Consider the following 18,212-nt stretch of genomic DNA (forward strand, 5'->3'; position numbering starts at 1 on the left):
TCGAGCCCCGATCATGCAGCCCCCGGCGGAACAAAGCAAATACCCGCAGCGGGTTACGATATTAATCTGAAGCAATATCGCGCGGTGCGGACCCGGCATAGCGGCGCGCGATCATGGCGCAGGCGATCAGCTGCAGCTGGTGGAACAGCATGACGGGCAGCAGGATCACGCCGACCTGCGCGGGCGGGAACAGCACGCCCGCCATCGGCACGCCAGACGCGAGGCTCTTCTTGGAGCCGCAGAACTGCAGCACGATCGCATCCTCGCGGGGCAGCTTCATCAGCCGGGCAACGGCAAACGTCAGCCCGAGCACGAAGGCGAGCAACGCGGCGCACAGCAGGCCGATCAGGATCAGGTCGCCGATCGACAATTTGGTCCACAGTCCCTCGACCACCGCGGCACCGAACGCGCTGTAGACGACCAGCAGAATCGAACCCCGATCGACCACCGTCAGCAGGCCCTTGTTGCGTGTTACCCATGCACCGATCCACGGCCGCAGCAGATGCCCGCCGACGAACGGCACGAGCAGTTGCAGCACGATCGCCTCGATACTCTCAATCGAGATCCCGCCGCTGCCCGAAGTGTTCATCAGCAGCGCGACCAGCGCCGGCGTGACGAGAATACCGAGCAGGTTCGAGAACGACGCGCTGCACACCGCCGCCGCGACATTGCCGCGCGCGATCGCGGTGAAGGCGATCGACGACTGCACGGTCGAAGGAAGCAAGGTCAGGAACAACAACCCGGCGGCAAGCGGTCCGGTCACGAACGGCAACGCGGTCAGCCCGAGTCCGAACAGCGGGAACGCGACGAAGGTGATGGCCAGCACCGCCAGATGCAGCTTCCAGTTGCGCAGCCCCGCCCAGATCGCATCGCGCGACAGCTTCGCGCCGTGGAGGAAGAACAGCAGGACGATGCCGATATCGGCGGCGTAACCGACGATCGTCGCCATCTCGCCGCGTGCCGGTAGCAGGCTCGCCAGCACGACGGTGCCGAGCAGCATCAGGATGAACGGCTCGAAGACCGCGAGGAAACGTCCGATCACGGATGCGCCTTCACATAGGCGTCGAGCGTCGCGAGATGGCCGCTAAGCGCGTCGTCGTCCAGGAAACTGCCGAGAAAGCTGTTGCGCGCGAGCGTCACGACCTGCTCGCGAGACAAGGCCTTCGCCCGCGCCGTCTGCCGGAAATTCTCGCCGATATAGCCACCGAAATACGCCGGATCATCCGAATGGATCGTCGCGCGCAGGCCGAGATCCAGCATCCGGTCGATCGGATGGTTCTCCAGCCGGTCGACGTTGCGCAGCGCGACGTTCGACAACGGGCACACGGTGAGCGTCATCGCATCGCGTGCGAGGCGGGCGACCAAGGCCGAATCCTCCAGCGCGCGGTTGCCGTGGTCGATCCGGTCGACTTGAAGAATATCGAGCGCCTCGTGGATGTACGCGGGCGGGCCCTCCTCGCCAGCATGCGCGCACAGCATCAGCCCGGCATCCGCCGATGCCGCGAACACGCGTGCGAACTTCGACGGCGGATGGCCGACCTCGGAGGAATCGAGCCCGACGCCGATGAACTGGTCGAGCCACGGCTCCGCCTGCGCGAACGTCTTGAACGCGTCCTCCTCGTCGAGATGGCGGAGGAAACTCATGATGAGGCCGACCGACATGCCGTGCTTGGCCTGTGCCTCGTCGATCCCCGCGAACAGCCCGCGCGCGACGACATCGAAGGGTATGCCGCGATGCGTGTGCGTCTGCGGATCGAAGAATATCTCGGCATGGACGACGCCGTCCTGCGCGACGCGGTCGAAATAGGCGACCGCCAGATCGCGGAAATCCTCCTCGGTCTGGAGCACCGCGGCGCCCGCGTAATAGATGTCGAGAAAGGTCTGGAGGTTGGTGAAGCTGTACGCCGCGCGGACGTCCTCGACGCTCTTGAACGGGATCGCGACCTTGTTGCGTTCGGCCAGCGCGAACATGAGTTCGGGCTCGAGGCTGCCCTCGATGTGGAGGTGGAGTTCCGCCTTGGGCAGGTTCGTGATGAAGTCGTCGGTCATAGCTCGTCCTGTCGCTTGGGTCGCGTCGGCTGCAACCATTCCGCCCGCCACGCACTACCGCAAGTGCGAAAGCCGTTGCATGACAATCCTGTCACGTTACCGAGCGCCGATACTTACGCGAAGGACACCATCGATGCCGACAGGATTGGTCGCACTGCTCGACGACATTGCCGGGATCACCAAGCTCGCCGCCGCCAGCCTCGACGATATCGCCGCGACCACCAGCAAGGCGGGCAGCAAGGCGATCGGCGTGGTGGTCGACGATGCCGCCGTGACGCCGCGCTACATGGTCGGGTTCGAGCCCAAGCGCGAACTGCCGATGATCGGCAAGATCGCGCTCGGATCGTTCCGCAACAAGCTGGTCTTCATCCTGCCCGCGGCGCTGGCGTTGAGCGCGTTCGCGCCCTGGCTGCTGACGCCGCTGCTGATGATCGGCGGCACGTATCTGTGTTTCGAGGGCGCGGAGAAAATCCTCGAGGCGTTCGGTGGCGGTCATGCCGAAGAGGTCGTCCAGGCGCCGGTCGATGCGGCAACGCTCGAAGCGCAGAAGGTCTCGGGCGCGATCCGTACCGACTTCATCCTGTCCGCCGAGATCATGGTGATCGCGCTGTCGGATGTCGCGACCAAGCCGATCTGGGAGCAGGCGATCGTGCTCGCACTGGTCGGGATCGTCATCACGATCGGCGTCTACGGCGTGGTCGCGCTGATCGTGAAGATGGACGATATCGGACTGCATCTGGCGCAGCGCAGCAGCGCGGCTGTGCAGGCGATCGGGCGTGGGCTGGTAAAGGGCATGCCGATCGTGATGTCGGCGCTGTCGGTGATCGGGACGGCGGCGATGGTTTGGGTCGGTGGGCAGATCATCGTTCACGGGATCGAGGAGTTCGGGTTCACGACGTTGCCGCATTGGATCCACGATACGGCTGAGGCGGCTTCGCATGCGGTGCCGTTCGCCAAGGGCGCGGTGAACTGGGTGATGAATGCGTTCTTCTCGGGGATCGTCGGGTTGATCCTGGGTGGTGCGATCGCGCTGGGGCTCCATGCAGTGAAGAAGCCGAAGGCGCACTGACCGGGAGGGCGTTGTCCGCTCTAACCTTGTTCTCCCGCGAAGGCGGGAGCCCAGTCTGGGTCCCCGCCTTCGCGGGGAAACATGTCGCGGTTGTAACGCGCTACCACCACCACAAAACACCACCCCGGCGAAGGCCGGGGCCCAATTGGGGAACGGAGGTAACGATGGACAGCCCGTCGTTACTGCGACCTTTCCAATTGGGCCCCGGCCTTCGCCGGGGTGGTGCTCATTTAGCCGGGGTGGTGGCATCGGGAGGGAAAGAGGCAGCCCCTACTTACCCGTCCACTTCCCCATCCATCCCAACACTTCCCCATACCATTGCCGCGAGTTCTTCGGCTTCAGCACCCAGTGGTTCTCGCCCGGATTGACCAGCAACCGCGACGGAATCCCGCGCCGCTGCAACGCGGTGAACGTCGCCAGCCCCTGCGTGTACGGAATGCGGAAGTCCTTCTCGCCGGTGATCACCAGCATCGGCGTCTTCCACTTGGCGACGTAATTGACCGGGTTCCATTTCTCGAACGCCTGCGGGTCCTCGTAATAGGCTTTCCCGCCATGCTCCCATTCGTCGAACCAGAGCTCCTCGGTCTCGTACGCCATCGCGCGCGCGTCGAACACGCCGTCATGCTGGACGATGCACTTGAAGCGATCGGGCCACTGCCCCTCAATCCAGTTCATCATGTAGCCGCCATACGACGCACCAAGCGCGCACGCATTGTCGGCATCGAGCCACGCGAACTTGTCGGTCGCGGCAGCCAGCCCCTTCTTCAGATCCTCGAGCGGCCAGCCGCCCCAATTGTTGCTGATCGCATCGGTGAAGCCCTGGCCGTAGCCGGTCGACCCGTGGAAATCGACCGCGACCAGACCGTAGCCTGCGCCCGCAAACACCGCGGGGTTCCAGCGATACGACCAGCTGTTGTTGCTCGATCCCTGCGGGCCGCCGTGGACCATGTAGGCAACCGGGACCTTCCCCGTGGAGCCGTACGGCTTCACCGCATAGCCCCAGACGGTGTCCGCGTTCGCGCCCTTGAAGTTGAACCGCGTGACCGTCGGCATGTCGATCCCGGCAAGCTTCGTCGCGTTGACCTGCGTCAGGCGCTGCGGTGTGCCGGTGCCCGCGACACGGTAGAAATCGGCGGGTGCGGTGAGGCTGTCGATCGCCACCACAGGCCCCCGCGGCGTGATCGCGACCGCGCTAACGTGACCCTCCTGCGTCAGCCGCGCGACCGCACCGCTCGTCGCATCGACCCGGAACAGCGGCGTTTCCTGCGTGTCGTCCGCCGTCACGTAGAGCGACTTCGAGTCCGGTGCCCACGCGATCGAGCCGACCGACCGGTCCCAGCGCTCGGTCAGCGACACCGTCTTGCCGCTGGCGATATTGCGCAGCGTCAGCACCTGGCGATCCGCCTCGAACCCCGGCCGGCGCATCGCGAAGTATGCAAGCGTGCGGCCATCGGGCGATACCGTCGGGAGGTTGTCGGTCGCCTTGTTCGTCGCGGTCAGGTTGACTGGCGCGGCTGAACCGTCGGCGGGCACCGAGAAGATGTCGAGATTGGTCGACAGCGCCTCGATCCGGCCGGCTTCGCGCAGCGCGAAATAGACAGTGCGGCCGTCCGGGCTCCACGACACTTCCTCGCCGCCGCCGAACGGCTTCGATGGCGCATCGCCGACCAGCGCGCCGACCAATGGAACGCCGTTCCCGGTCGCACCTGCGGCGGTCAGCGGCAGGACGAACAGCTGAGAGCGCGTGCCGTCCGCCCACGTGTCCCAATGCCGCACGAACAGCTGGTCGTACGTCCGCCCGGCCCCCGCGTTCGCATCCCTCTTCACCATCGCCGGCTCGAGGCTCGGTGCACCCGGCTTGCGATCCGCCCAGACGAGCAACTTGTCGCCGGTCGGCGCAACCTTGAAGCCGCTGAACCCGCCCTTGAAGCTGGTGACGCGCCGCGGCGTGCCGCCTGTGACGGGCACCGACCAGACCGCATCCTCGCCGCCCTTGTCCGAGGTGAAATACACGGTGTTGCCGACGATCTGCGGGTCGTTCTCGTTGACCTGCGGATCGGCGAGCAGCTTCACCGGCGTCGCGCCCGGCGTGGTCAGGTCGAGCCGCCAGAGATCGTAGCGTCCCTTGTCCGCCGCGAGATCGGTCTCGCGCTGTGCCCAGACGAGCCAATGCCCGTCCTGCGACGCGGTCGGCGCACCGACGCGGCTGAGCATCGTCACGTCGTCGATAGTGAGTTGCCGGGCGGCGGCAGGGGCACTCGCAAAGGCGAGCACGGCGAGGCTGGCGGAGAGCATGATCTTCATGGGCCGCTTGATAGGACGCATGCGGGATCGCGCGCAATCACCAGGGTTTGTTTGCCTTGGACGTTTCAGGTCGCTTGCAAGACAGCACCGGTTCAGATCATGGCGGTATCAGGCCACAATCGCCCAACGCCTCCAGGATCGCCGTGTATGTTGATGACCTTGATCCGTGCGACGGCGAGCGCGCTGCTGGTGATTGGCATGGCGACCGCGTCCGTGGCGCAGGTCGTTCCTCCGTCCGCAGGCGGAGCTGCGCGTGTCCAATTGCCGGTCGATGCACTGATGCAGGATGCAGCCGAATATGCGCAGCGGTTCGGCGTCCCGTTCGACGAGGCGATGCGGCGGATGCGTGCGCAGGGCGACAGCGTACCGGCAACCGACGCGCTGCGCGAAACCTTCAAGGATCGCTGGGCCGGGATCGCAATCGAACATCTGCCGAATTACCGCATCGTCGTGCTGTTGACCGGCACCGATCCGGTCGTGGAGCAGTCGGTGATGGCGGGCGGCATGACCGTGCCGATCGTCTTCCGCACCGGCGCTGCCGCGACGCGCGAGGCCGTGCTCGCGGCGATCACTCGCTATCAGGCGAAGATCCGCGATTCCCTCCCGCACCCGCCAGGACTGGGCGTGGACCAGAGGACGGGCGAGCTCGTCGTGATGACCGCCAGTGCGGACGCCGATCTCGACCGGAACGGCGAATTGCGCGCGCGGATCGCGGCGATGACGGGCGTGCCGGTGCGGATCGATATCGTCGATCGGCCGCCAGTCGACATGGCGCAGGACCAGGTCGCTCCGGTCCCCACGCTCATACCTGCCCCGGTCGATAGCGGCGCGATCGAAGGCGGGGCGCGTGTCATCGGGACGGTCGATGGCAAGCGCTATGCCTGCACGACCGGCTTCGTCGTATCCGACGGGGTGCGCAACGGCGTGGTCACCGCGGCGCATTGCCCGGACACGCTCTCCTATGTCGGCAAGCGCTTTTCGGACGGCGGCCGCGAGGAATGGCCGCTGGCGTTCGTCGGGCAATGGGGCTGGGGGTATCAGGACGTACAGGTCAACGTCGCGACCGCGCCTGACGTCAGTTATGCCCCGCTGTTCTACGCCGACACCGCCAAGACGCTCGCGCGGCCCGTCGCCACGTGGCGCTACCGGACGAGCACGCGGGCGGGCGACTTCGTGTGCCATCGCGGCGAGCGTACCGGCTATAGCTGTGCGGTGATCGCGATGGTCGATTTCGCGCCGGCGGGCGATCTGTGCGGGGGCGCGTGCCTGCCGACCTGGGTCGCGGTCGAGGGGCCGACGTGCAAGGCCGGCGACAGCGGCGCGCCGGTGTTCGAGGGCAGCACCGCGCTGGGCCTCGTCAAGGGTGGCACCTATCGCCGCGACGGGACGTGCCTGTTCTATTATTACATGTCGACCGACTATCTGCCGCAGGGCTGGACGCTGCTGCATCGATAGGTGGCGAGGCGGGTCGATTGTGTCTCCTCGCCAAGCGCTGTACGTCCCGCCGGGAACACGGTGCCGCCGAGCACCGATCGGCGGCCTATCGACACGGGCATGACATGGACTCCTCGGGCCTTGAGGCCGTTTTCATAGCAAATCGCGATACGCTGCTGCGGTTCATCCGCTCGCTCGGCGCGAGCGATGCAGAGGATCTTGTGCAAGAACTATGGGTGAGGATCCAGACCGCCCCGACCGCCCCGACCGGCCCGATCGCGGCGCCGCTGTCGTACCTCTACCGGATGGCGAACAACCTGATGCTCGATCGCCACCGCGCGGTGCGGCAGGCCGAGAAGCGCGATCGCGAATGGACCGAGGCGACGGGGGGACCTTCACTCGACCGCTCCGAGGAGCCCTCCGCCGAACGCGTCGTGATCGCGCGCGAGCAGGCGGCGCTGGCGGAGTCGGCGTTGCAGTCGGTCGGCGACCGGGCGGCGCGTATCTTCCGACGGCACCGGATCGACGGCGTCGAGCAGCGTGTGGTCGCGGCGGAGTTCGGCGTAAGCCTCAGCACGGTCGAGGGTGATCTGCGCAAAGCCTATCGTGCGATGATCGATGCAAAGCGACGTTACGATGAGGCTTGATCGCAACGTCTCCGTCTTCGGCTATAGGAGGCCATGATGGCGGAGCATGACGATATCGACGCGCCTGCGCTGAACGAGACCGCGCTGGATTGGGTGGTCCGCACCGGCAGCGATGCGTTCGACGACTGGCCTGCGTTCCACGCCTGGCTGGAGGCGGACCCGCGTCATGCGGCGGCGTATCATGCGATGGCGATGGATATCGAGGAGATGGCGGCGACGGTGCCGCCCGTGCAGGCCGCGCCGATCGTGATGCAGCCTCCACGGAGACGGTGGCCGGTATGGGTCGGTGGAGCGATCGCCGCGTCGCTCGCGCTGTTCGTCGGGTATGAGTCGATCGAGACGCGCGCGCATCTTTATGCGGTCGAGACGGCAGCAGGGGCGATGCGGACGGTTCGGCTCGCCGATGGCAGCACGATCGCGATGGGTGGTGCAACGCGGCTGATGCTCGATCGCGACGATCAGCGGATCGCGACGTTGGAGCGTGGTGAGGCGATGTTCGTCGTCCGGCACGACGACAACGATCCGTTCGAGGTGAGCGTCGGCGGCGCGCGTCTGGTCGATGTCGGCACCGCGTTCGACGTGAAGCGCGCGCGGGGCGAAACGCGTGTCGAGGTCTCGGAAGGCGCGGTCGACTATAACCCGGGGCAGGGCGGCATCCGGCTCGTGAAGGGGCAGGGGCTGGTCGTCCGCGACGGCAAGGCGACCGTGACCGCGGTCGATGTCGCCAGCGTCGGATCGTGGCGTGACAGCGTGCTGGCGTATGAAGGCGCGACCTTGGCGGAGGTCGCGGACGACCTGTCGCGTGCGCTCGGCGTCGACCTGCGCGTCGATCCGGGCATCGCCAAGCGCGCGTTCAGCGGCAGCATCGCGACCGCCAAGCTGTCGGGCGATCCCCGGCTTGCCGCGCCGTTGCTGGGTGTCGCGATCCGCAAGCGTGGCGGTCACTGGGTGATGTCCTCGCGCTCGTGAGGATGCGCGGATGTCTGGTCGTCGCGGCGCTCGCCGTCGCCGCTCCCGCGCAGGCGGGGCAGGGGGCGGTCGACTTGCCGGCGGGGCGCCTTGGGGATGCGGTGCTGGCGCTCGGGCGGCAGTCGGGGACAAGTATCGTCGTCGGCGACCCAGGGCTTTGGGCGCGGCGCGTGCCCGCGGTACGCGGTCGGATGAGCGCGCGCGAGGCACTCGACCGGCTGGCGAATGCCGCGAATGCCGATGTCGTCGCAGCGGGCGCTTTCGGGTGGCGGCTGACTGCCCGCACGCCCCGCGTCGTTCGGGTGAAGCGGCCGAAAGTCGTGCCGATCGCCGCACCGCCGGCGGTCCAGGGCGCGGACATCGTCGTCACCGGCAGCAAGCGCGACGTGCGGCTGCGCGATTTCGCAGGGCAGGTGGCGTTGCTGGACGGGGTCGACCTTGCGCTCGGCGGCGCGGGCGGGACCGAGGCGATCCTCGCGCGGCTGGCGAGCGTATCGTCGACGCATCTCGGCGCCGGCCGCAACAAGCTGTTCATTCGCGGCATCGCCGATTCCAGCTTCACCGGACCGACCCAGACCACCGTCGGCCAGTATTTCGGCGACCTGCGGCTGAGCTACAACGCGCCCGATCCGTATTTGCGGTTGTACGATATCGCGTCGGTCGAGGTGCTCGAAGGACCACAAGGGACGCTGTACGGCGCAGGCTCGCTCGGCGGCATCATCCGCACCGTGCCGAACGCACCCGAACTGGGCGCGGTGTCGGCGTCGATCGCAGGCGGCCTCTCCGCGACGTGGCACGGCGATCCGGGGGCTGATCTCGGCGCGACGCTGAACGTGCCGCTCGGCGAGCGCGTGGCGCTGCGCGTCGTCGGCTACGGCGTCAGCGAGGGTGGGTATATCGACAACCCGGTGCTCGACCGCCGCGACGTCAACCGGACTCGGATCGGTGGTGGCCGGGCGGCGCTGCGGCTCGATGCGGGGAATGGCTGGACGGTCGATCTCGGCGGGATCGGGCAATGGACCAAGGGCGACGACAGCCAGTACGCGGACCGCGACGCGCCGCCGCTGACGCGGTCGAGCGCGATCGTGCAGGGCTTCTCGGCGGACTACACGATGGGGCAGGTCGTCGTGTCGGGCACGATCGGCGGGCTGAAGGTCAAATCCTCGACCGGGATCGTCAGCCAGACGCTGACCGAACGGTACGACGCGACCCAGCCAGCAGTAGATCCGACGCTACCGATTACCAATTGGCCTGCATTCGGCAGCCCCCTGACGACGGCCGCGGGCAGTCCGCGCGTGTTCGCGCAGCGCAACGCGACCGACATGATCGCGAACGAGACGCGGGTATGGCGGCCGATGCGGAACGGGTTCGGCTGGGTGGTCGGCGGCAGTTACACGCATAATCGCACGCGACTGTCGCGCTCGCTCGGCCCGGTCGATGCGCCCGAGCCGGTAACGGGTGTAACCAACAGCATCGACGAGGCGACGCTGTACGGCGAGGGCAGCGTGCAACTGGTGCGCGGGTTGACCGCCACCGCGGGCGCGCGCGTGACCCGGGCGTGGCTCGCGGGGACCGGCGAGGATATCGCGCCGGCGCGGCTGGAAGTGGTCGCGCTCGCCCGTGCGCGCGTGACGGCGGACCGGATCGAGACGAGCGTGCTGCCGTCCGCCTCGCTGATCGCGGCGGTGCTGCCGAAGGTGTCGTTGTACGGGCGATACCAGCAGGGTTTTCGACCTGGCGGGCTGGCAATCGAGAGCGATTTCGTCCGGCGGTTCGAGAATGATCGCGTGCGGACGCTGGAGAGCGGCGTGCGCTTCGGGCTCGCCGGAGTCGATCGCGCGTACCTGACGGCGAGCGTCTCGCACACGATGTGGCAGGATATCCAGGCGGACTTCATCGATGCGACGGGCCTGCCGAGCACCGCCAACATCGGCGACGGAAGGATCTGGACGTTCAGCGCGGCGGGCGGTTGGAAGCCGATCGCCGGGCTGACGCTCGATGCGGGCTTCACCTATAACGACAGCCGCGTGACCGAACCGAGCGCGGCGCTGTTCGTGGCACTCGCGCGGATGAGCCAGGTGCCGAACATCGCGCGCTATGCTGGGCGGCTGGGGGCGGATTACCGGCGTGATGTCGGGCGGGACCTGGAACTGCGGATGTATGGCTGGGCGCGCTATGTCGGGCGGTCGCGGCTCGGGGTTGGGCCTGTGCTGGGCGAGGAGCAGGGGGATTATCTCGATACCGCGCTCACCGCTCGGGTCGGGCGGCCGTCGTTGGGCGTGACGCTCGGGGTGACGAACCTGACCGATAGCGTAGGCAACCGGTTCGCGTTGGGGACACCGTTCCAAGTCGGGAGCGGGCAGATCACGCCACAGCGTCCGCGGGCAATCCGCATCGGCCTGGACGCAGCCTTCTAACTTCTCTCCCCTCCCTTTCAGGGAGGGGAGCTAGCAAGCGACAACTCACCCCTTCGCGTTCACCAGTGCTCGCTGATCGGCCGGCAGCAACGCGAGGGCGGTTTTGTAGCAGTCGTCCACGTGTGAATTACCGACAAGTTTCATCGCGCCGAAGCTGATCGTTGCCGCCACGGCCGAGCCGGCGAACGGGATGAACTTTGCCATCGATCCTACCGCTACCCGGGCGCCGACGCGGCGGAGGAGGGCGGCGACGATGCGCTTGGTCACCATGCGGCCGATCATCGTGTTGCCCAGACTCGACGCCATCACGAGCGCCTGCTGCGCGAGCTGTGGCTCCATCGTCTTCACCTGCTCGTGATCGAGCCCGAAGCGCTTGCTGATCTCGGGCAGCAGCTTGGTTAGCAGGCCGATATCCGCGACGATGTCCGCGCCGGGGATCGGCACGACCGCCGCGCCCGCCGACATCACCGAGCGCGTCGTGACGAGGCGCTTGCTGTCGTCGCGGATGCGGTCGAGTTCGGCGATGGTGGTGATCATGCTGGCATTTCCCTGAAGATATCCGCCGCACAACGCGCCGCCTCCGCCATTGTGCCGCACGATAATAAAGCGCGCTTCAAGGTTCGCGAGCCGCGTCTCCGTCCTCTTCTCGAAAACACATCGAAAAGGGTTCCGTATGCGTCGTCTCCTGCTGACCACCACCTGCCTGTTCGCGGTAACGACGGGCGCCCAGGCGCAGACCGTGATCGACACCAAGCGGACCGACGCGGTGCGGACCTCGACGATCAAAGCCGGCGCGCCCGACAATATCCGCATCGCCGCCGCCGGTTCGGTGACGCCGGCCACCGGCACGGCGGTCACTGTCGACAGCGTCAATTCGGTCACCAACGAAGGCACAATCCAGGTCACCAACGCCGACGGATCGACCGGCATCCTCGCCAATGCAGGCACTGGCGGCGGGATCACCAACGCGGCGGCCGGCAAGATCATCATCGACGAAAGCTATGTCGCGACCGACACGGACAAGGACGGCGACCTCGACGGTCCGTTCGCGGCGGGCACCGGACGCACCGGCATCCGCACCGCGGGCGCGTATACCGGCGCGATCGTCAACAGCGGCGCGATCACCGTGAAGGGCAACAACTCCGCCGGCATCTGGCTCGGCGGACCGCTGACCGGCGCCTTCACGCACGACGGCCAGACCACGGTCACCGGCAACGGATCGACCGGCGTGCGGATCGCCGACGTCACCGGCAACGTCCGGCTCGCGGGCACGATCGCGGCGATCGGGCAGGGCGCGGTCGCCGCACGCGTCGATGGCGACATCGCGGGTGCGCTGGTGGTGCAGGGCGCGCTTGGCTCGACCGGCTATCGCTATGCGACGGCGCCGGCCGATACGACCAAGCTCGACCCCGAAGACCTGTTGCAGGGCGGATCCGCGCTGGTCGTCGCGGGCAACGTGGCGGGCGGAATCATCTTCGCGGTCCCGCCCAAGGACGCGAGCACGACCGATGCCGACGAGGACAAGGACGGTCTTCCCGACGCTACCGAAGGCTCGGCCGCGATCACCTCCTACGGCGCGGCGCCAGCGGTGCAGATCGGATCGGGCACGCGCGCCATCGCGATCGGTGCGGTGGCGGGAACGGGGACCGGCTACGGCCTGATCGTCGATGGCGGCATCGCCGGCAGCGGTGTCTATGGTGGGGTCGAGGGCAACGGCCTGGCGATCGGTGGCCTTGGCGGCACGGTGACGATCGCGGGCGGGATCGGCATCAACGGCACCGTGGCGGCAACCGCGAACGGCGCGAGTGCGACCGCGTTGAAGATTGGCGTGGGTGCCTCCACGCCCGAGATCCGTAATGCCGGCACGATCTCCGCGGCAGGCGGCGGCACAACCGCATCGCGTTCGACGGCGGTCCTGGTCGACACCGGCGCATCCGTCGCCACGATCCGCAACAGCGGTACGATCAAGGCGACCGCGCAGGCCGCCGACGGCACCGCGATCGCCATCCTTGATCGGTCGGGCACCGTCACATTGGTCGAGAACAGCGGCGGGATCGGCGCGTCGGGCGCGCTTGCGACGTCCGAGCGCAACGTCGCGATCGACCTTTCGGCGAACACCACTGGCACGATCGTTCGCCAGACCGCAGTCGCGACCGGCATCGCGGCGCCAGCGATCGTCGGCGACGTGCGCTTCGGCAGCGGCAACGACGTGTTCGACGTCGCGGACGGTACGGTCGCCGGTACCGCGCGATTCGGCACCGGCAACAACCGCCTCGCGCTATCGGGCGACGCCAATTTCACCGGCGGCGCGGTGTTCGGTGCGGGCAACGACGCGCTCACGCTTGCGGGGACTTCGGTGTTCAGCGGCGCGGCGGACTTCGGTGGCGGTGCCGACACGCTGACGCTCGGCGGCACGTCGCGCTTCTCCGGCACGCTCGCCAATGCGCAAGGGCTCGCGGTCGCAGTCAGCGGCGGCACGCTGGACATCACCCGGGCCGCGTCGATCGCCTCGCTTGCGGTGACCGGGGGCGGCGTGCTGGCGGTGACGCTCGACAAGACCGGCGGCACCGGCACGATGATCCAGGTTGCCGGCACCGCATCGTTCGACAAGGATTCGAAGCTCGCGCTGCGGCTCACCAGCGTCGTCGATGCGGAGGGCCGCTACACCGTCCTGCGCGCCGGCACGCTGACGGGCGCTGCAAACCTCACCGCGACCACGACGTTGCTCCCGTTCCTCTACAAGGGCAGCATCGCGACCGGCACGGGCAACGACCTCGCGGTCGACGTGGCGCGCAAATCGTCGACCGAACTCGGGCTCAACCGTTCCCAGGCATCGGCGTATGATGCGATCTACAAGGCGCTCGGCAGCGACGCCAAGATCGGCGGCGCGTTTCTCAATATCACCGACGGCGACGCGTTCCGCGGTTCGGTCCGCCAGATGTTGCCCGACCATGCCGGCGGCACGTTCGAGGCGGTCACGATGGGCTCGCGCGCGACGGCCCGCGTGCTCGCCGACCCGCACGGCCCGTTCAAGGACGAGGGCAAATGGGGCTATTGGGTGACGCAGGTCGCGTGGGGGACATCGAAGAGCGTCGCGGATACCGCAGGCTACGACATCAGCGGCTGGGGCGTTTCGGCAGGCGCGGAGTACAAGACCGGCGTCGGCAATTTCGGCACCTCGATCGCCTATCTCCACGGACAGGACGCGGACGACGGCACGGACAATGAAGTGAATTCGGACCAGTATGAGCTGGCCGGATACTGGCGCGGGCGTTGGGGCAGGCTGCAGGCCAACGCGCGGGCGTCGGGGGCGAAGGTGAAGTTCGACGGTATCCGGCAGTTCACCGGTGCTATCGGCAGCGAGGCGGTTGCCCGGACCGCGAAGGGCGAGTGGGACGGTACGCTCTACGCCGCATCCGGCGGGCTGTCGTATGAAGCAGGCAAGGGCATGCTGATCTTTCGCCCGGTGCTCGCGATCGATTACTACAAGTTGAAGGAAGACGGCTATGGCGAGACCGGCGGCGGCAAGGCGATCGACCTCGTCGTCAGGTCACGCACGAGCGACGAGCTGGCGGTTACGGGCAGCGGCGCGCTGGGGCTGAACTTTGGTGGTCCCGAGTACCAGGACGGCTGGTTCCGCGTCGAAGCGGAGGGCGGGCGCCGGCAGCTCGTTGGTGGTGGGCTCGGCGCGACCACCGCATCGTTCGAGGGCGGCCAGTCGTTCACGCTGACTCCCGACAAGCGCACCAGCGGCTGGGTCGGCAAGCTGCGCGGCGTCGGTGGCAACGGCATCTTCCGCATGGGCGGCGAGTTCAACGCCGAGCAGCAGCAGGGCCGCGTCGCGCTGTCGCTGCGCGCGAGCCTGCAGATCGGGCTCTGAAGCGACAGCTTTTCGGGGGGCGGGGATGGCTCGATTCCGCCTCCGGACTGTTGTCCGCGCATAAGCGAGGAGTGAACATATGGCCGACGACCGTCTGAACATCGATACCAAGACTCTCGAGGATAACAGCGACCTGCGCCAGGTCGAGTTCGAGGCCGAGGTGAGCGAAGAGCGCTATCAGTTCGCGGTGCAATATGATGTGCTCGAAGCGCTCAGCACGGTATCGCCCGAGGGCGATGCGGTGGCTATCTTTCGACAGCATGCCGACGAGATCGCCGACCTCGGTGTCGTGGCCCTCGCGCGGGATCCGGATCAGGAGATCGTCGTGATCAGCGAGAACGATCTGGACTAGCGCCGTCTTCGGGACGATCCTCCCCACCGAATCCGGCACTATCGTCCGGACCGGTGGGAGACGGATGATGAAATCGATCTGGATGGGCGCAACGATGGCAGTGGCAATTGCCGGTGGTGCAGTGCCCGCAGGCGCGCAGAAGGCCAGCCCGGCCATCGCCAAGGCGCTGGCCGACCCTGCACGGACGGACCAACAGGGCGACGACGCGCGGCGCAAGGCGGCCGAGGTGCTGGCTTTCTCGGGGGTCCGGTCCGGTAACGTTGTCGTCGATTACCTTCCGGGTGCCGGGTATTGGACGCGGATCTTCTCGGGTGTGGTCGGTCCCAAGGGGCGCGTTTATGCGGTATGGCCCGCATCCGGGGCCAAGTACGCCGAGAAGTCGCTACCGGCGTTGCAGGCGCGTGGCCTCGCCAACGTCACCGCGGAGGTACAGACGACCAACCTACCGACCTCGCCGGTGCCGGTCGACCTGGTCTGGACCGCGCAGAACTACCACGACATCCCCAACAAGGGCGCGGGCGAACCGGCGTTGCGTGCGTTCGACGGCGCGGTGTTCCGGATGCTCAAGCGCGGCGGCACGTATATCGTCATCGATCACGCCGATGCCGCTGGGACGGGCATGAGCGGCACCGAGACGCGTCACCGGATCGATCCGGCGGCGGTGAAGGCGCAGGTCCAGGCGGCGGGCTTCAAGTTCGTCGGCGAATCGACCGTGCTGCGCAATCCGGCGGACGACCACAGCAAGGCGGTGTTCGACCCGGAGATCCGCGGCAAGACCGACCAGTTCGTCTACAAGTTCAGGAAGCCGTAAGCGGCGCTGTTTGGGTGGTCCGCGCTGGTCGACGTCGCTTCGGATCGTCGACCAGCCGGGGAATACTGGTGCTGCCGGTGAGGATTGAACTCACGACCTCAGCCTTACCAAGGATGCGCTCTACCACTGAGCTACGGCAGCACTCGCTGGCATCGCTGCCGGCGGAGTGGGGCTAAGAGACGAGGGCGGCGCGGTTGTCAAGGCATCGCGGCCCGATATAGGGCGTATTTATGGACGATCGGGATCGGAAGGCGGCGGAGAAGGCCGAGCGAATGGCGGCTGCGCTGCGCGAGAACCTGCGGCGGCGGAAGGCGCAGGCGCGTGCCGTCGGGGCTGCGCCTGCGGTGAAGGACGAGCCTTCTAGCTGAGGGGTGCGCACTTGGCGGTGAGCCAGGCGCGATCCTCCGCGTCGGTCATTTCGGGGGTGAGGACCGCCAGCACTTGTGCGTGATAGTCGTCGACCCATTGGCGCTCGCCTGCCGTCAGCAGTGTCGGCTCGATCAGCGTGCGTTCGATCGGGCAGAAGGTGAGCGTCTCGAAGCCGAGCATTGCGCGGTCGGCACCGGGGATGGAACGCGGCTCGATCAGGATCAGGTTCTCGATGCGGATGCCGTATTCGCCCGCCTTGTAGTAGCCGGGCTCGTTCGACAGCATCATGCCGGCGCGCAGGGGCTCCATTGCTGCGCCGCCGGGATAATTGGGCGAGGCAATCCGCTGTGGGCCCTCGTGGACGGCCAGATAGGCGCCGATGCCGTGGCCGGTGCCGTGCGCGAAGTCGAGGCCGGCTTCCCACAGCGGACGGCGCGCGAAGGCGTCGATCTGGCCCCCCATGGTGCCGTCGGGGAAGACCGCCGTGGCGATGCCGATATGGCCCTTCAGGACGCGGGTGAAGCGGTCGCGCATCTCTTCGGTGGGTTCGCCGATCGGCATCACGCGCGTCACGTCGGTGGTGCCGTCCGCATACTGGCCGCCGGAATCGATAAGGTAGAGCTGGCCGGGTTCGATCGGCGCGCTCGATTCCTCGGTGACGTGGTAGTGCGGGATCGCGCCGTGGGGACCGGTCGCGGAGATCGTGTCGAACGAGGTGTCCCTGAGGACGCCGGTCTGTTCGCGGAAGGCGAGCAGTTTGGCGGCGGCGCTGAGTTCGGTCTGGCCGCCCTTCACGCATTCGGTTTCGACCCAGCGGAGGAAGCGCGCGAGTGCTGCGCCATCGCGGGCAGAGGCGGCACGGTGGCCGCTTATCTCGACCGGGTTCTTGATGGCTTTTGCGAGAACGACGGGATCGCGCAGGGGGAGGATCTTGGCGCCGCCGGCATGGAGTGCTTGCGTGATCGCGGCGACCGCGCGTTCGGGGTCGGCGGCGACGCGCTTGCCGGCATAGGTCGCGAGGGCTGCGGCGAACGCGCTGCGGTCGTGGAGGCGGACCGCGTTGCCGAGATGCTGACGGACTGCGTCGTCGAGCTTGTCGGGGGCGACGAACAGGTCGGTCGTGCCGTCCGCGCCGACGATCGCATAGGATAGCGCTACGGGGGTGTGGTCGACGTCGCCGCCGCGGATGTTGAGCGTCCAGGCGATCGAATCGAGTGCGGTGAGGACGACCGCGTCGGCGTTCTGTTCGGAGAGCCAGTCGGCGATCTTGGCGCGCTTTTTGGCGGAGGAGGCGCCGGTGAACTGGTCGGGCTGGACGGTCAGCTTGGCGGGGGAGGGGGCGGGGCGGTCGGTCCAGATCGCATCGATGGGGTTGGTGTCGACCGCTACCAGCGTCGCGCTGCGGTCGGCGAGGCCCGTGGTGGCTTCCGCGACCCAGGTGCCGGTGTGGAGCCACGGGTCGTAGCCGATGCGGCCGCCTTCGGGGGCGTGCTTGGCGAGCCAGGCGGCGGGGCTGGTCTGGGGGACGTCGGCATAGTCCCACTGCGCGCCGTCGACCTGTTCGCGGACCTGGATCGTGTAGCGACCGTCGGTGAAGATCGCGGCGCGGTCGGCGAGGACGACCGCGGTGCCGGCCGAGCCGCCGAAGCCGGTGAGCCAGGCGAGGCGCTGCGCGTAGCCGCCGACATATTCGCTCATGTGCTCGTCGGTGAGCGGGATGACGAAACCGTCGAGAGTATCGGCAGTTAGCTGGGCGCGGAGAGCGGCGAGGCGGTCGGCTATGCGGGCGGTCGGGGTCATCGGTTCGGTCTCTCGTCAAGAGTGAAGTATAGAAAGTGCAGATGCTGGCGAGGTTTCAATACTTGCATCCGGCGGGCGTTGCGGACGCGTGCGACGGCATGGATATGGGTG

General features: G+C 67.4%; 14 protein-coding genes and 1 tRNA gene. 9 read left to right on the forward strand and 6 right to left on the reverse strand.

What is annotated here, in order from left to right:
• Positions 1-61: 61 nt before the first annotated feature.
• Both C8J45_RS09880 and C8J45_RS09885 read right to left on the reverse strand, forming a co-directional pair.
• Positions 62-1,039, reverse strand: coding sequence for a bile acid:sodium symporter family protein (locus C8J45_RS09880; RefSeq protein ID WP_374956443.1), 978 nt, complete (start codon positions 1,037-1,039; stop codon positions 62-64).
• On the reverse strand, positions 1,039-2,049 hold the full coding sequence (locus tag C8J45_RS09885) for an adenosine deaminase (protein WP_107963076.1): 1,011 nt from the start codon (positions 2,047-2,049) through the stop codon (positions 1,039-1,041). Before C8J45_RS09885 ends, C8J45_RS09880 begins: the two co-directional genes overlap by 1 nt.
• A gap of 133 nt (positions 2,050-2,182) precedes the next feature.
• Here C8J45_RS09885 and C8J45_RS09890 point away from each other — a divergent pair, with 133 nt between their 5' ends.
• Positions 2,183-3,118, forward strand: a complete 936-nt coding sequence (locus C8J45_RS09890) for a DUF808 domain-containing protein (protein ID WP_107963077.1) — start codon at positions 2,183-2,185, stop codon at positions 3,116-3,118.
• A gap of 270 nt (positions 3,119-3,388) precedes the next feature.
• Here C8J45_RS09890 and C8J45_RS09895 read toward each other — a convergent pair whose 3' ends face one another.
• Positions 3,389-5,422, reverse strand: a complete 2,034-nt coding sequence (locus tag C8J45_RS09895) for a S9 family peptidase (protein WP_107963078.1) — start codon at positions 5,420-5,422, stop codon at positions 3,389-3,391.
• A gap of 147 nt (positions 5,423-5,569) precedes the next feature.
• Between C8J45_RS09895 and C8J45_RS09900 the strand changes: the two genes are divergently transcribed.
• From C8J45_RS09900 to C8J45_RS09915, 4 genes are all read left to right on the forward strand, one after another.
• Positions 5,570-6,877 (forward strand): S1 family peptidase, encoded by a 1,308-nt coding sequence (locus tag C8J45_RS09900; protein ID WP_258191397.1) that lies wholly within the window; start codon positions 5,570-5,572, stop codon positions 6,875-6,877.
• Positions 6,878-6,981: 104 nt separating this feature from the next.
• Positions 6,982-7,503, forward strand: a complete 522-nt coding sequence (locus tag C8J45_RS09905) for a sigma-70 family RNA polymerase sigma factor (RefSeq protein WP_107963079.1) — start codon at positions 6,982-6,984, stop codon at positions 7,501-7,503.
• A 36-nt stretch (positions 7,504-7,539) separates the two neighbouring features.
• Positions 7,540-8,472, forward strand: a complete 933-nt coding sequence (locus C8J45_RS09910; RefSeq protein ID WP_181321183.1) for a FecR family protein — start codon at positions 7,540-7,542, stop codon at positions 8,470-8,472.
• A 2-nt stretch (positions 8,473-8,474) separates the two neighbouring features.
• Entirely contained in the window at positions 8,475-10,889 is a 2,415-nt protein-coding gene (locus C8J45_RS09915; protein WP_107963081.1) for a TonB-dependent receptor, read from the forward strand.
• 45 nt (positions 10,890-10,934) lie between these two features.
• Here the strand turns inward: C8J45_RS09915 and C8J45_RS09920 are convergent, their stop codons facing one another.
• Entirely contained in the window at positions 10,935-11,426 is a 492-nt protein-coding gene (locus C8J45_RS09920) for a hypothetical protein (protein ID WP_107963082.1), read from the reverse strand.
• A 136-nt stretch (positions 11,427-11,562) separates the two neighbouring features.
• On the opposite strand from C8J45_RS09920, the gene C8J45_RS09925 reads away from it, so the two are divergent.
• From C8J45_RS09925 to C8J45_RS09935, 3 genes are all read left to right on the forward strand, one after another.
• Positions 11,563-14,769, forward strand: a complete 3,207-nt coding sequence (locus C8J45_RS09925) for an autotransporter outer membrane beta-barrel domain-containing protein (RefSeq protein WP_107963083.1) — start codon at positions 11,563-11,565, stop codon at positions 14,767-14,769.
• Between the two features lie 79 nt (positions 14,770-14,848).
• Complete coding sequence (locus C8J45_RS09930) at positions 14,849-15,121, forward strand: DUF1488 family protein (protein WP_107963084.1); 273 nt, start codon at positions 14,849-14,851, stop codon at positions 15,119-15,121.
• 67 nt (positions 15,122-15,188) lie between these two features.
• A complete protein-coding gene (locus tag C8J45_RS09935; protein ID WP_107963289.1) occupies positions 15,189-15,932 on the forward strand; it encodes a class I SAM-dependent methyltransferase in 744 nt (247 codons plus the stop codon).
• A 66-nt stretch (positions 15,933-15,998) separates the two neighbouring features.
• Here the strand turns inward: C8J45_RS09935 and C8J45_RS09940 are convergent.
• A tRNA-Thr gene (locus tag C8J45_RS09940) sits at positions 15,999-16,073 on the reverse strand.
• Positions 16,074-16,162: 89 nt separating this feature from the next.
• On the opposite strand from C8J45_RS09940, the gene C8J45_RS19230 reads away from it, so the two are divergent.
• On the forward strand, positions 16,163-16,300 hold the full coding sequence (locus C8J45_RS19230) for a hypothetical protein (protein WP_181321184.1): 138 nt from the start codon (positions 16,163-16,165) through the stop codon (positions 16,298-16,300).
• On the opposite strand, the gene C8J45_RS09945 is transcribed toward C8J45_RS19230, so the two are convergent.
• Positions 16,293-18,101: an aminopeptidase P family protein gene (locus tag C8J45_RS09945; RefSeq protein ID WP_107963085.1), complete on the reverse strand. Its 1,809-nt coding sequence runs from the start codon at positions 18,099-18,101 to the stop codon at positions 16,293-16,295. The genes C8J45_RS19230 and C8J45_RS09945 overlap by 8 nt on opposite strands.
• Between the last annotated feature and the right edge of the window lie 111 nt (positions 18,102-18,212).

It is taken from the genome of Sphingomonas sp. PP-CE-3G-477, from assembly GCF_003050745.1.
GTDB lineage: Bacteria > Pseudomonadota > Alphaproteobacteria > Sphingomonadales > Sphingomonadaceae > Sphingomonas.

Bases quoted from the DNA above. Each gene is read 5' to 3' on its own strand.
- C8J45_RS09885 (WP_107963076.1), bottom strand. From the start codon at position 2,049: ATGACCGACGACTTCATCACGAACCTGCCCAAGGCGGAACTCCACCTC.
- C8J45_RS09890 (WP_107963077.1), top strand. From the start codon at position 2,183: ATGCCGACAGGATTGGTCGCACTGCTCGACGACATTGCCGGGATCACC.
- C8J45_RS09895 (WP_107963078.1), bottom strand. From the start codon at position 5,422: ATGAAGATCATGCTCTCCGCCAGCCTCGCCGTGCTCGCCTTTGCGAGT.
- C8J45_RS09900 (WP_258191397.1), top strand. From the start codon at position 5,570: ATGTTGATGACCTTGATCCGTGCGACGGCGAGCGCGCTGCTGGTGATT.
- C8J45_RS09905 (WP_107963079.1), top strand. From the start codon at position 6,982: ATGGACTCCTCGGGCCTTGAGGCCGTTTTCATAGCAAATCGCGATACG.
- C8J45_RS09910 (WP_181321183.1), top strand. From the start codon at position 7,540: ATGGCGGAGCATGACGATATCGACGCGCCTGCGCTGAACGAGACCGCG.
- C8J45_RS09915 (WP_107963081.1), top strand. From the start codon at position 8,475: ATGCGCGGATGTCTGGTCGTCGCGGCGCTCGCCGTCGCCGCTCCCGCG.
- C8J45_RS09920 (WP_107963082.1), bottom strand. From the start codon at position 11,426: ATGATCACCACCATCGCCGAACTCGACCGCATCCGCGACGACAGCAAG.
- C8J45_RS09925 (WP_107963083.1), top strand. From the start codon at position 11,563: ATGCGTCGTCTCCTGCTGACCACCACCTGCCTGTTCGCGGTAACGACG.
- C8J45_RS09930 (WP_107963084.1), top strand. From the start codon at position 14,849: ATGGCCGACGACCGTCTGAACATCGATACCAAGACTCTCGAGGATAAC.
- C8J45_RS09935 (WP_107963289.1), top strand. From the start codon at position 15,189: ATGAAATCGATCTGGATGGGCGCAACGATGGCAGTGGCAATTGCCGGT.
- C8J45_RS19230 (WP_181321184.1), top strand. From the start codon at position 16,163: ATGGACGATCGGGATCGGAAGGCGGCGGAGAAGGCCGAGCGAATGGCG.
- C8J45_RS09945 (WP_107963085.1), bottom strand. From the start codon at position 18,101: ATGACCCCGACCGCCCGCATAGCCGACCGCCTCGCCGCTCTCCGCGCC.